At 38.7% G+C, this 12,729-nt stretch carries 15 protein-coding genes; 5 read left to right on the forward strand and 10 right to left on the reverse strand.

Annotated features, from left to right (window positions below; all coding sequences use genetic code 11):
- Window positions 1–715 precede the first annotated feature (715 nt).
- Genes lgt through LW137_RS02040 form a run of 6 tightly spaced genes read right to left on the reverse strand, consistent with a single transcriptional unit; the run spans window position 716 to window position 5,241 of the window.
- Window positions 716–1,546 (reverse strand): prolipoprotein diacylglyceryl transferase, encoded by an 831-nt coding sequence (lgt, locus tag LW137_RS02015; RefSeq protein WP_233032768.1) that lies wholly within the window; start codon window positions 1,544–1,546, stop codon window positions 716–718.
- The gene (locus tag LW137_RS02020) at window positions 1,539–1,856 is read right to left on the reverse strand and encodes a hypothetical protein (protein WP_233032769.1); all 318 of its coding nucleotides are present in this window, start codon (window positions 1,854–1,856) and stop codon (window positions 1,539–1,541) included. The genes lgt and LW137_RS02020 overlap by 8 nt, the downstream gene beginning before the upstream one ends.
- Complete coding sequence (locus tag LW137_RS02025; protein WP_233032770.1) at window positions 1,853–2,584, reverse strand: RluA family pseudouridine synthase; 732 nt, start codon at window positions 2,582–2,584, stop codon at window positions 1,853–1,855. The genes LW137_RS02020 and LW137_RS02025 overlap by 4 nt, the downstream gene beginning before the upstream one ends.
- Window positions 2,560–3,732 carry a lipid IV(A) 3-deoxy-D-manno-octulosonic acid transferase gene (gene waaA, locus LW137_RS02030; RefSeq protein ID WP_233032771.1) on the reverse strand — a complete coding sequence of 391 codons (1,173 nt, stop codon included), beginning with the start codon at window positions 3,730–3,732 and terminating at the stop codon, window positions 2,560–2,562. The genes LW137_RS02025 and waaA overlap by 25 nt, the downstream gene beginning before the upstream one ends.
- 52 nt (window positions 3,733–3,784) lie before the next feature.
- Window positions 3,785–4,492 (reverse strand): zinc ribbon domain-containing protein, encoded by a 708-nt coding sequence (locus LW137_RS02035; RefSeq protein ID WP_233032772.1) that lies wholly within the window; start codon window positions 4,490–4,492, stop codon window positions 3,785–3,787.
- 14 nt (window positions 4,493–4,506) lie between these two features.
- On the reverse strand, window positions 4,507–5,241 hold the full coding sequence (locus LW137_RS02040; protein WP_233032773.1) for a Nif3-like dinuclear metal center hexameric protein: 735 nt from the start codon (window positions 5,239–5,241) through the stop codon (window positions 4,507–4,509).
- Between the two features lie 40 nt (window positions 5,242–5,281).
- Between LW137_RS02040 and LW137_RS02045 the strand changes: the two genes are divergently transcribed.
- Window positions 5,282–6,070, forward strand: a complete 789-nt coding sequence (locus LW137_RS02045) for a CvfB family protein (protein ID WP_233032774.1) — start codon at window positions 5,282–5,284, stop codon at window positions 6,068–6,070.
- Here the strand turns inward: LW137_RS02045 and LW137_RS02050 are convergent.
- The gene (locus LW137_RS02050; protein WP_233032775.1) at window positions 6,063–7,394 is read right to left on the reverse strand and encodes a sodium-dependent transporter; all 1,332 of its coding nucleotides are present in this window, start codon (window positions 7,392–7,394) and stop codon (window positions 6,063–6,065) included. The two genes, LW137_RS02045 and LW137_RS02050, sit on opposite strands and share 8 nt — an antisense overlap.
- A gap of 169 nt (window positions 7,395–7,563) precedes the next feature.
- Here LW137_RS02050 and LW137_RS02055 point away from each other — a divergent pair, with 169 nt between their 5' ends.
- Genes LW137_RS02055 through LW137_RS02070 form a run of 4 tightly spaced genes read left to right on the forward strand, consistent with a single transcriptional unit; the run spans window position 7,564 to window position 10,158 of the window.
- Entirely contained in the window at window positions 7,564–7,938 is a 375-nt protein-coding gene (locus LW137_RS02055) for a YbgC/FadM family acyl-CoA thioesterase (protein ID WP_233032776.1), read from the forward strand.
- Complete coding sequence (locus tag LW137_RS02060; RefSeq protein WP_233032777.1) at window positions 7,926–8,183, forward strand: HP0495 family protein; 258 nt, start codon at window positions 7,926–7,928, stop codon at window positions 8,181–8,183. Before LW137_RS02055 ends, LW137_RS02060 begins: the two co-directional genes overlap by 13 nt.
- Before the next feature lie 3 nt (window positions 8,184–8,186).
- Window positions 8,187–8,864 (forward strand): MqnA/MqnD/SBP family protein, encoded by a 678-nt coding sequence (locus tag LW137_RS02065; RefSeq protein ID WP_233032778.1) that lies wholly within the window; start codon window positions 8,187–8,189, stop codon window positions 8,862–8,864.
- A gap of 22 nt (window positions 8,865–8,886) precedes the next feature.
- Window positions 8,887–10,158 (forward strand): M20/M25/M40 family metallo-hydrolase, encoded by a 1,272-nt coding sequence (locus LW137_RS02070; RefSeq protein ID WP_233032779.1) that lies wholly within the window; start codon window positions 8,887–8,889, stop codon window positions 10,156–10,158.
- Between the two features lie 18 nt (window positions 10,159–10,176).
- On the opposite strand, the gene LW137_RS02075 is transcribed toward LW137_RS02070, so the two are convergent.
- Genes LW137_RS02075 through LW137_RS02085 form a run of 3 tightly spaced genes read right to left on the reverse strand, consistent with a single transcriptional unit; the run spans window position 10,177 to window position 12,574 of the window.
- A complete protein-coding gene (locus tag LW137_RS02075; RefSeq protein WP_233032780.1) occupies window positions 10,177–11,355 on the reverse strand; it encodes a replication-associated recombination protein A in 1,179 nt (392 codons plus the stop codon).
- Window positions 11,352–11,696, reverse strand: coding sequence for a heat shock protein transcriptional repressor HspR (locus LW137_RS02080; RefSeq protein WP_233032781.1), 345 nt, complete (start codon window positions 11,694–11,696; stop codon window positions 11,352–11,354). Before LW137_RS02080 ends, LW137_RS02075 begins: the two co-directional genes overlap by 4 nt.
- Window positions 11,696–12,574 carry a DnaJ C-terminal domain-containing protein gene (locus LW137_RS02085; protein ID WP_233032782.1) on the reverse strand — a complete coding sequence of 293 codons (879 nt, stop codon included), beginning with the start codon at window positions 12,572–12,574 and terminating at the stop codon, window positions 11,696–11,698. The genes LW137_RS02080 and LW137_RS02085 overlap by 1 nt, the downstream gene beginning before the upstream one ends.
- Between the last annotated feature and the right edge of the window lie 155 nt (window positions 12,575–12,729).

Here is a 12,729-nt window from a genome sequence, read left to right on the forward strand (position 1 = left end):
GAGGACGGATCTTTTAAAGAGATTTTTTGGATATAGCCGAAATATTTAGATGAGAATTCCTTTGATGGCACTGGGAGAGAGGAATCGCAGTAAAAAGGAGAAAAATACCACAAGATATCTCTAGTTGCAGAGCAAGGAGATAGATAATGGGTTTTTAAAAGGATCTTGGCTAAGAAAGATAGAAGACGGAATTTTTTGTTTGATAAAGAGTAGGGCGATAAAGAGTATGCGTATGAAATAAAATCGAGAGATTGGAGTTTATTTGGTATGGGGTGCATATGATTATTTGGAGGGTATTTTAAAGAATCAAAGTCAAAGTAGTCTTGTCTATTTCTAAGATGCCTTTAAAGATTTTTGAATAGTTTTTGGAATAAATCGCGACATGCAAAAACATCATTTTGTCATCTCTCTAAAAGTGTGATCTGATCCTTAAAATAAGATGATGTAGAGCTTCTGTCAAGCAAAGATCTTTTCAGATTTTTGAAAAAAGAGACTAAAGCAAAGTCTGAGGGAGATATCCAAAAGAAGCTCAAAAAATATGATCAAAATCTGAAAGCTAGATCGCTCTTGTGATTGTTCCCTGCAATTTCAATCTTTTATAAAAGTTGTTTGTGTGGATTTATATATGTGTTGTCACTGATAAATTTATGCCCGATGAGATGCCCAATGATCTCTCTTGGATTTTATGATATTAGATCTTTGTGCCACTGTTTTGCTATGCTTTTTCTTTTGAGCCAAATTGGCTGGCCAAAATCCAAATCCCCCCAAAAAGCATAAGAATAGAGAGAATCTGTCCCATACTAAAGATTCCATAAAGCCCCATTTGAATATCAGGTTCTCTATAAAACTCAGCGATAAAGCGCATAAGGGCATAGCTGATAGCATAGATTGCAATAAGTCCTCCATCAAACTTCACAAACTTTTTAGCTATCCAAACGATGAAGAAAACGACAATTCCCTCTAAAAACCCCTCGATCAATTGGCTAGGATAGCGCAAAGCTCCATTGATAAAGATCCCAAAGTGTTGCCATAGGGTGCTGTCTTGTGGAATGATTCTCCCATAGAGCTCGTGGTTGAGAAAGTTTCCAATACGCCCAAAAGTATAGGCAAGAGGAATGCTTAATGCTAAAAGATCCAAATAAAGCCAAAGATTTTGTTTGTAGCGTTTGCAAAAAAGATAGCTTCCCAAAAGGAAGCCGATGATCCCTCCATGAAAGCTCATCCCTGAGATTCCAACAAAGTTTCCTTGCTGGTCAAAGGGATTGAAGATCTCCCAAGGAGCAAGAAGATAGTCCCATCTTGATGGAGAGTAGATGAGGACATAGCCGATCCTTGCTCCTAAAATGACACCAAGCTCGGCATAGAGAAAAAAGCGCTCTAGATTTTTTTCAGAGATGGAAGAAAATCGTTGTTGTTTTCTAAAATAAGAAGCAATCACAAAAGCTCCAAGAAGAGCAATGATGTAAGCGATTCCATACCAGTGGATTTTGAGACCAAATAATGAAAATGCGACAGGATCAAAAGAAAGATACCATTGGTTAAGCATAGTTTTTCCTATAGATGACATGAAATTTTTGGAGGAGGTAGAGATCCTCAAGCATACGATAATTAGAGTAGTTTGTCACGATGATTTGAACTTCGTAGCGATAAGCATTATTGAGTGTAAGCAAGAAGCCAAGAAAAGAAAGATTGATAGGAAAGAGATGAATGAGAAATGAGAGATTCTTGGGATTAGAGTTTTGTTCAATCAGAGAGAAAATGGTTTTTTTGATCAGAAACAAATCTTTGGGACTTTTGAGTTTTCCCTCACACTCAAACAAAAGAGTATCTTCAGAGAGTGTGCCTGAGATATTCATTGGATAATTCCTTGGAAAGTTTTGGGCATGGGTGAGGAGAATTCATAATCAAAGATCGCGATTTTATGAGCATGAAGCATAAGGCGACTTGATGGGCTTCCGCCATAAAGCACATCGCCAAAAATTGGGTGAGAAATGCTTGAGAGATGAACGCGGATTTGATGTGTTCTTCCTGTTTTGATGATAGCTTGCACTAGGGTTTTTTTCCCGCTGACTTGGAGTGGTGTGATGAGGGTATGTGCAGGAAGTCCGTCTTTTGCGATTTTGCTTTTGGCAAATCCTTTTTTGATCGTCAAAATGGGCTTTGTGATCTCTACTTCTTCACTCAAGATTCCATTTACGATGGCTAAATATTCTTTATAAACCTTTTGGGCCCTGAATTCCATTTTGGCTTTGGTGTGAAAATCACTCCCCTCTTTGATCAACAAAATCACTCCGCTTGTTTCACGATCGAGACGATGCAGGAGATTCCATTCGGGAAAAAATTTGCACAAATCATAACTTTCGACAAAGGGAGGTTTATCTAGAGCTAAGATATTGCTATCTTGAAAGATGATTTGGGGTTTTTGAATCTTTTCAACTGTAAAAATTGTTTTTGGGCTAAGGTTGCCTCTAGCAATATTTAAGCGTTTGCCATTGACACTCACAAGACCTTTATCAATCAGGCTTTTGGCTTCTTTGTGGGAGATGTGTTCTTGAAGAGCTAAGAGTTTATAGGCTTTTTCCATTGATTTGTCCTTTGGATGATTGCAATGAGATGTTGCATCTTGTGTTGATGATTTTTGATTTTTGTTTTTGGAAGTGTATCAAAGGAGGCAAGAGTTTGTGGAAGCTCTTGGGGGGTGATGATAAGGATATTCTCCACAAGCGCATAAAGGGCTTTTTGGTTGTAAAAATATTTTCCACTTAAAATAGGGGCTTGGAAAAATGCTGGTTCAATAGGATTGTGTCCTCCAATTTTTTCAAAGCTTCCTCCCAAAATGACACAATCTGCGATTGCATAGAGATTGTTGAGTTCTCCAAGTGCATTAACCAATACAACATCCCCCCAAGATTCTCTAAAATTTGAAAAGGATAGAGAATGCTTTTGGCAAATCCCACGAAGTGTGTCTTGGACTTGCTTAAAGCGTTCTGGGTGGCGTGGAGCGATTAGAAGCTTGGCTTTGGCTTTGGAGGAGATGAAAGAATTGAGGATAAGCTCTTCTTCCCCTTGGTGCGTGGAAGCTCCAAGGATGATGGGGGTATTTTTGGAGTAATGAAAGGAAATAGAAGGGGTTGAGAAGATTTTTAGATTCCCAAAGACTTCTATATTTTTGGCTCCAAGGATTTGAAGTCTTTCTTGATCTATTGGAAGCTGAGCTAAGGTCTGATCAATGAGAGAAAAAAGAGAGCGATAAAAAAAACTCAAAAGCAAGTAGCTTTTGAGTGAAGAATCTGAAATGCGTGCATTGACAAGTAAAGTGTAAGCATTAGATACCTTTGCGACCCAAAAAAGCATTTTCCAAAGCTCTGCTTCTGTGACAACAAGTGTCTTAAGATTTTTGAGATAGGGGAGCCAAAGGGGGAGAAAAATCTCAAAAGGAAGATAGGCAACGCGGAGATTTTGCGGATATTTTTGAGAGAGGGAGGAGAGATATTTAAATCCTGTGGAAGTTGTGCAAGTTAGTAAAATGCGTGCCTGATGCTCTTGATCAAGGAGTGCCTCTAGGATAGGTTCATAGGATTTGCTCTCTCCAAGTGAGCAGGCATGAAACCAGTAGGTGGGATAAAAACGGAGTCGAATTCTTCTTAAAAAGAAGCGAGCAGGAATAGAGTCTTTGTATTTATTTTTAAATGAAAGATAGAGTAAGAGAGGTATTGCAAGGCAAAATGCCAAGCAACACAGTAAAAAATAAAAAATAGGAAACCGAATCAGTGATTTCAATACATTAACTTTCTTCTACAAAGAGAATTCTTCCGCAGTGTGGGCAGGTAGAAACAGAATCTCCTTTGAGAAGTTCAGAATATGCACGATCATTGAGGCGGATAAAGCACCCTCCGCAAGCTTGTTTATAAACAGGGACAACGCTTGTGCTCTTGGCCCATTTTCTTACTTTTTCGTAGAAAACGACAACTTTTTGATCTAGTTTTTCAACGATTGCAGATTTCTTTTTGGAAATTTCGGTTTGTTCTTTTCTAATATTTTCAATTTCTAATGCAATTTCTGATTCGATCTTTTTCATTTGATCTTCAAGATCCTGAATCTCTTGCTGAGTAGATTGGATTTTTTCTTCTGTAGATTGGATGAGCTTTTCGATTCTTTGGATTTCTGCATTTTGGAAAGTGATTTGTTCTTTTGCAATTTCCTCTTCGATATTGAGAGCTTTGAGTTCCTTTTCTGTTTTGACTTCTTGCATTTTGCTTGCAATATCATTTAGCTTTGTGCTTGCATTTTTGAGTGTTTCTTCGCACTTTGCAAGTAATGTAAGGTGTTCTTTTTTTTCTTCATTGAGATCAGTGATTAACAGTTCTTTTTTTGCTTTTTGTTCTTCTCGCTCCGTGAGACCTTTTCGCACTTGAGCGATTTTGGGATCCATTAGATCAATTTCTTTATCTAGGAGCGAAATCTTGATTAGCTCTTGCAAATTTTTGTTCATCAGCTTTCCTTTATTTAATAAAACTTTAATGGATTTTTCAAATCGTTTATTATAGCTTCATAGCCAAAATTTTGCAAAATTTTGGCTATGACTTGAGCGAAAAAGACTTCACTTTCAAAATGGCCTACATCAATTAAAGAGATTCCTAGGCTTTGGGCTTCCATCGCTTCGTGATGCTTGATATCTCCTGTGATAAAACAACTTTGAGAGTGCGGGGGAATATATTTGAGAAAACTCATACCACTTCCACAAACAATAAAAACTTGCGAAATCTTTTCTGATGCCTTGAGAGCCTTAAAAATGGATGCATTTAGAGCAATTTTTAATCGCGTGAGAAGTGTTTCAAAGCTTTGGGGAGAGAGGCGCGCTGAAAGAATATAATCTTTTTCAATAAGGTTTTGAAAGCCCAGTATCTGAGAGGCAAAATAGTGATTGAGATGTGTGCGATCAAAATTTGTATGCATCGCAATAAGAGAGCAATTTTTGGCTAAAAGAATGGAGGCAATATTGCTTGGATAAGATTGTGTGTTGAGATTTTTGAGGGGTGAAAAAATAAGGGGATGATGGGCAATGATGAGAGAATTGGGTTTGATTTGTTGGGCTAGGTGCATATCGACTTCTAGTGTTGTATAGATGTTTTCAAATTCTTGGAGGGGGTTGCCTAGATTGATCCCGCTATTATCCCATTGTTCTTGTAGGGAGAATGGAGAGATCTCGTTGAGAAGAGAATAGATTTCTTGGACTTGCATAGCATTCCTTACGGATAAAGTAAAATTGCAATTTTATATTATGAGAGGTTGTTTAATGGTTGGGACAAAAATAAAATTAGAGATTGTCAAGATTCTTCCCTTTGGCTGTATTTTGGGAGATGAAGAGATTTTGCTCCCCAAAAAATATGTTCCTTGTGGAGCAAAAATAGGGGACAGTGTTGAAGTGTTTATTTATACAGACAGCCAAGATCGAATCATTGCTACAACGCTTGAGCCTTATGGAATCTTGGGCGAGATTGTTTTTTTGGAAGTGGTGGATTTTTCAGAATATGGAGTGTTTTTGGATTTGGGAATTGCAAAAGACATTTTGATGCCTTGCAAAAATCCTCAACGATATGCCAAGGGTTCCAAAATCGCTGTTCAAATTGGCAAAGATAGAGAAGGGCGATTGCTTGCAAATCAGAAGTTGAGATTTTGCAAATACTATGGCAAACCTTTTGTGCAGTTTGATGCGATGCCTTACCGAAAAACTCCTCTTGGATTTGAGTGCGTTGTTTGTGGAAAGTTTCAGGGGATGTTGTTTGTAAATGAGGTCTTCGAAGATCTTGAGTTGGGGAAGACATATCGTGTGCAGGTTAAAAAAACGCGTAAGGATGGAAAGATAGATCTAAAGCTAGTCCAAAAGGGAGAGGTAGAAAGATTGCTTGATGTTTTGAGACAAAATCACGGAAAGATTCCAATAACTAAAGATAGCCATCCACAAGAAATTGTTAGGGTTTGTCAAATGAGCAAAAAGGCATTCAAAAGAGCATTGGTTCATCTTGCCCAAGAGGTTGGACAAGATGAAGAGGGGATTTATCTTAGATAAACAGGGGAGCGAGTGCAATGATTGCAATCACAATAGGTGCAAGGTAGGCAATGATGATATACCATATCTCAAATAAGGTGGGAGATAGAAAACCTTGTGTATAGGATCTCAATCTTTCTTTTCCGATAACATAGCTTGCAAAAATCAATGTCAAAAATCCACCTAGAGGCATTAGGAACTTGGAGGTGAAGATGTCCATCCAATCAAAGAGTGTCGTACCAAAAAATGTAAATAAATCACCATAGTCTTTTGTGATTGAGAGGATGACAAAGAGTCCTACAATACTGATTGCTCCACAGCAAATCCATGTCGCCTTGACTTGAGAAAAATTGAAGCGATCTCTAAGATAAGAGATTGCTGGCTCAACGATAGAGACTGTTGAGGTGATTCCTGCAAATGCAACACAAAGCATGAAAAGGAATGAGATGATGTTTCCAAATGCTCCCATTTGTGAGAAGGCCAAAGGTAATGAAACAAAAAGCAATCCAGGACCTCCACTTGCTTTTCCATCAAATTGGAAAATAAATGTAAAAATCATCAATCCCGCAACAATAGAGATAAAAATCCCTGAAACTACAACCCAAATTGAGCTTGAAAGGAGATTTTCTCCATCATTTGCATAAGCTCCATAAATAAGAATTGTGCCAAGACCCAAAGAAAGCGCGAAGAATACTTGACCTAATGCGCTCAAAACAACACTTCCTGTAATTTTTTCTACATCAAAAGAAAACATATAGCTCCATGCTTGAGAAAAAGAATCCAAAGTCATTGCATAAATTAATAATCCAATAAAAATGATAAAGAGAAGTGGCATCAAAATTAAATTGAGCTTTTCGATCCCCTCTTTTGCACCTTTTGCGACAATATAGCCAGTCAGAACCATACAGGCCAAGAATCCAGCAATTTGGATAGGTATAGAGCCAGTAGCCAATGTCTCAAATGATGACTTAGCTTCATCAATGTTTTGTGGCAAATCAAAACTTCCAATGAAAAGATAATAAAGCACCCAGCCTAGCACCACTGCATAAAATGTCATTACAATTGGCCCACCAATTGCCATAATTCCAATAAATTTCCAAGTACTTTTGTGGTTTGGCTCAAGTTTGACAAAGCTATCAACAGGGTTTGTCTTTGCTTTGTTTCCAATGAGCATTTCGGCAATAAGCATTGAAACTCCAAGCGAGATTGCTAAAAAGAGGTAAAAAAGCACAAATGCTCCGCCTCCATTTTGTCCTGCCATATAAGGAAATTTCCAAATATGTCCAAGACCAATCGAGCTTCCCAAGGTTGCTAAGATAAAACCTATTTTGCTAAAATTGTTCATCTTTATCCTTTCCTAAAAATATTGAAATTTTTTTACACCAAATAAAATTAAGAATATTAAGTTTGTATTTTTGTGTAAAGGGCAGGATTGTATCTAAAAATTAAAGAGATATAATGCAAAAAAATAAAAAAACATATTGATTTTTGAAAAATTAGACTAGGAAGGCAAAGTGAAGATTCGGGTTTATTATGAGGACACAGATTGTGGAGGGATTGTTTATCATGCCAATTTTATTAAGTTCTGTGAGCGTGCAAGGAGTGAGGTGTTTTTTTCTGTAGGAGAGATGCCTTGTGCGCAAGATGCAGGATTTGTTGTAAGATCTATGAAGGCAAACTTTTATAAAAGCGCCTTTTTGGGAGATTTGCTTGAAGTGAAAACACGGATTCTTGAGTTAAAAAAAGCAACGTTGATTTTGTTGCAAGAAATTCATCGGGATGGAGAGAGGCTCTTTGATATGGAAGTTAAGCTTGGGTTTATTGATCTAAAAAGAGGAAAGCCTCTTGCAATGACGACAGAAATAAAGGAGATTTTATGCAAGTTTTAGAAGGAAAGCCACAAATTATGTATCCAACACAATGGGAATATCGCGTGATTGGAAAAAATAAAGAAGCCATTGAGAATGTGATCTCACAAGTTATCAAAAAAGAATATGAGCTCAAAGAGGGACATCATTCAAGTCATGGAAAATTTGTGAGCGTTGTGGTGAGTGTGGAGGTTGAAAGTGAGCAAGAGCGTGACCATATCTTTGTCGCACTTAGAAATGATGAAGCGGTAAACATGGTTCTTTAAAATATGAGAATAGGGAAGATTGACTATCTAAACCTTTTGCCTTTTGAAGTCTTTATGAAGGCTTTTCCCGTTAGTTTGCAAACAAAAGCAGTGATGGCTTACAAAAAATCTTATCCCTCTAAACTCAATCGTGATTTTTTGTTTGGACGCTTAGATGGTGGATTTCTTTCTTCGATCATGGCTTGTGGTCAAGGCAAAATCGCATTGCCATGCGGAATCATTGCAGATGGTGAGGTGTGGAGTGTTCTTGCACTTCCAAATCCCAACAAAAAGGATTATCAGTCTGCTTCTTCCAATGCGCTTATTCAAGTGCTAGGAATTGAGGGGGAGGTGTTGATCGGAGATAGGGCATTGATTTATAAAATGAGCGGAGGGGAGGGAATTGATCTGGGTCAAAGATGGAAAGAGAAAAAAGGGTTGCCTTTTGTTTTTGGGTTGTTTTGCGTATCAAAACAAAAACAAAGGGCCGAGAAGATTATTCTTAAGTTTGCTCAAGCTAAAGTCAAAATCCCTCAATATATTTTGCAAAAAGCAAGTCAAAAAAGTGGAGTTGCAAAGAAAGATATTGTGCGATATTTAGAAAAGATTCAATATCGTATAGGGTGCAAAGAAAAAAGAGCTTTAGAGGTGTTTTATCGCGAATTATTGTTTCACAAGATCAAAAAGCCCAAGCGCTTCTAAGGTAAAAATCAAAGGAGAGTCAATGCAAGTTGTTTTGAATCATTTTCAAGAGATTGCAAAAATCCCTCATTGTAGTTTTCAAACGCAAGAGCTAAGGGATTTTTTGGTGAGCTTTGCAAGACAGTGTGGAGCACATGTTGAGGTTGATAGGGTCGGAAATATTTATGCCATCAAGGGAGAACCAAAAGTGTGTCTTCAGAGTCACTATGATATGGTGTGTATGGGAAGGGCTCCTAAGATTGAGATATTTGAAGAGGGAGGATATATTAGGGCCAAAGATTCTAGTCTGGGGGCAGATAATGGAATCGGCGTGGCGATTATGATGGAGGCGTTGCAAAAGTTTGAAAACCTTGAATGCTTATGGACAAATGATGAGGAAGTGGGGTTATTGGGTGCAAATGGACTTGAGCATGTGATTCGATCCAAAAAATTGCTTAATCTGGATCATGAAAGTGATTGTGAGGTCACGATTGGTTGTGCTGGAGGGGTGGATTTGTTTGCAAGTTGTTGTGGGGAGATGATTGATGAGGAGGGGGAGGTGTATGAGGTGGAGGTTTGCAATCATAGAGGGGGCCACTCTGGAATTGATATCATTAAAAATCACGCAAATGCAATCAAAACCTTGGCATTTTTCATCGCACAAAATCAGGGGAAGATCATTGAGTTTGAGGGGGGAGAGAGAATCAATTCTATCCCCAAATTTGCCAAAGCTAGGGTCATTTTTCCTCAATCTCCTCAGCAAGTGGAAAATGTTTTGTTCAAAAGCTTGGGTAAGCAAAGAGTGCAAGTGGCATCACAAAGCGAGCAATTTTTGAAGATGATTCAATCTTTTTCTCATGGAGTGCGAAGCTTCAATCTTGATTTGCAAATTGTTCAAACAAGCATTAACTTGGCAATCGCCAAGCTCAAAGAGGGAAAGGCAACTTTTGAGCTTTTTGCGCGATCTAATCATGCAAAAGAGTTGGAGATGATTTGTCACGAAAGCAAAGAGTTTTTCTTGATGTGTGGTTGTGATGTGCATGATGAAAACTTTTATCTGCCTTGGGAGCCTCAAAAAAGTGCCTTTTCAGAAGAGGTTCTTGGTGTGATGCAAAAATACAATCCGCACGCAAAATATTATGCAATCCATGCAGGGCTTGAGTGTGGAATCATTGGAGCAAAATTCAAAGGGTTGGAGTGTTGTTCGATTGGCCCAAATATTTATAATCCTCACTCCACTGATGAGCGATGCGAACTGGCATCAGTTGAGAAGATTGCTAAGGTCGTCTTTGAGGTGGTAGAAAAAAATCATTAATGCCCTTGGGGCTTCAATTTATTGGTTTGGTGATTTAATCTTTTCTAGCCACTCATTGAGTGTTTTTTCAAACCCTTTTGATGTTTTTGGGACGAATTGAAGAGGCGTGGGGAGATAACTTTGTTCCACCCATCCTCCAAAATCATGGGGATAGAGATAATCTTTTGAGTGAGGCAAAATATTGGAGGGAATTGATTGCTTAGAGCGGGAGCGTACAAACTCAAGAGCTTGATTGATAGCTTGGTAGGCTGTATTGCTTTTAGGGCTTGAGGCAAGATAAATCACGCATTGAGCAAGGATGATTCTAGCTTCTGGGTAGCCAATTTTGCTTACTGCCGTGAGAGTGCTTGTAGCAAGATTGAGGGCATTGGGGTTGGCATTGCCGATGTCTTCACTTGCGCTGATAACTAAGCGTCTTGCGATAAACTCCGCACTTTCTTGAGCTTCAATGAGGCGTGCAAGATAATAGATACTTGCATCCACATCGCTTCCTCTGATGGATTTAATTAGAGCGCTTGCTAGATTGTAGTGTGTGTCATCCTCGCTTGTCCCTTCATTGAGGCAATGGGGGCGAAGCATTTGAAGAGAATCTAAAGTGATGGGTTGAGAGAGAGATGCAAGATCTAGGAGGTTGAGCATCGCTCTTGCATCCCCATTGCTTGATTGAATCAAAAAATTTTTGATTTCTTCTTCTATGGAGATTCCAAGCAATGCAAGAGCTTTGTTGAGGATAGATTGCATATCTTGAGGGGTAAGGGGGAGGAATTCAAATAAAAAAGCCCTTGATCGGATGGCATTTGTGAGGGCATAAAAAGGATTGAGTGTAGAAGATCCGATGAGATATGCTTGATTTTCTTCCATAATCGGAAGAAGCGCTTCTTGTTGTCCTTTGTTAAGGCGATGAATTTCATCAATGAAAATGATAGGTTTTAAGAGCGAATGGGGTTGGAGAATTTGGCGCAATTGATCGAGTTTGAAATGCGTGGCATTGAATTCATAAAAACTACATCCAAGACTTGAAGCAAGGATTCTTGAAAGAGTGGTCTTCCCGCTTCCTGGGGCTCCATAAAACATGCAGTGGGGCAAAGTGTTGTGCTGAAGTGCTTGAAAGAGGGGAGAGTTTTCCCCAATAATGTGGGATTGCCCAATGAAGTCTTGGAGGGTTTTTGGGCGCAAAAGGGAGGAGAGATGTTTCATTTTTTCAAAATAATTTCATAAGAGCTTTGTTTGAGTGTGACAGACTTTGGTCGTGGTGATTGTGTGCGTAACTCTTCAACGAGCTCATCCATTTCATCTAGTCTTTCTTTGAGACGCAAGATGATATCTACTCCTGCAAGATTTACTCCCATATCGCGTGTAAGGCATAAAATAGTCTTGATTTTGTCAATATCGCGTTGAGAATAAAGACGCATTTTCCCATCTGTTCGTCCTGGTTGGATTAGGCCTTCTTTTTCGTATTGTCTAAGGGTTTGAGGATGGATTTCTAGAATTTTTGCAACAACACTGATGAGATATACAGGTTCATCATAGCTATACATTAAAGCTCCTTTTGCAGTAGGGTTTTTAGGTCTTGGCTTAGGTGATCAACTGAGGGCAAGAGGATATTTGCCTTGAGATAAAGATCTCCTTTTGCTCCACTTTTGCGATTGATTGCTCCAAGCTCTTTGAGTCTGAATTTTTGATTGTTTTTGACGCCTTGAGGGATTTTGAGGGTGACTTCTTTGTGAGGGGTTTGAACCTCGATACTTCCTCCAAAGAGTGCTAGCTTGAGAGGTATGTCAAGTATTTTGGTTAGGTTGCTTCCCTCTCTTGTGTATTCATCGCTTGGGGCGACATTAACCTTTAGGAGTAAATCCCCGCTTCTTCCGCCCTGTGTATATCCTTTTCCCTTGAGGCGAATTGTTTCTCCATCTTGAATGCCTGCTGGGATTTTGATATCAAAGCTTCCATTCTTGTCATAATGATATTTTCCTCCCAAAATGGCAGTGATGAAGGGGATGGTGATTTGGTCTTGTTGATCTAGATTGGGTGCTCCAAATCCCCTCTCAAATCCTCCACCAAAGCCACCAAAATTACCAAACCCAAACCCTCCTGTACTTCTTGAGCTAAAACCTCCTCCATTCCCAAAAATTTGAGAAAGAATATCATCTAGATTTACCCCCCCTGTTCCTCGCGCAAAATCACTGAAATTTTGCCCCCCAAACATTCCATCACCATATTGGTCATATTGGGCTTTTTTCTGTGGATCGCTGAGGATTTCATATGCTGCTGTAATTTCTTTAAACTTCTCTTCTGCTCCAGGTTCTTTGTTGATATCGGGATGATATTTGCGTGCAAGTTTGCGATAAGACTTTTTGATTTCTTCTGCACTTGCATTTTCGCTGACTTCTAGTGTGCTATAGAGACTTTTTGCCATCGCTAGATTCCTTTTTTGATTGAAATGATGGTTTGCAAATGAGTTTGCAAAGTTTTAGTGTATTTTATAATAAAACTTTAGTTTATAACCATCAAGTTTTGTTAGGAGAGATTATAAGAGTTTTTTAAACAGGGAATTGGGTATGGATAGAATTT

This window comes from Helicobacter kayseriensis (genome assembly GCF_021300655.1).
Taxonomy (GTDB): domain Bacteria; phylum Campylobacterota; class Campylobacteria; order Campylobacterales; family Helicobacteraceae; genus Helicobacter_G; species Helicobacter_G kayseriensis.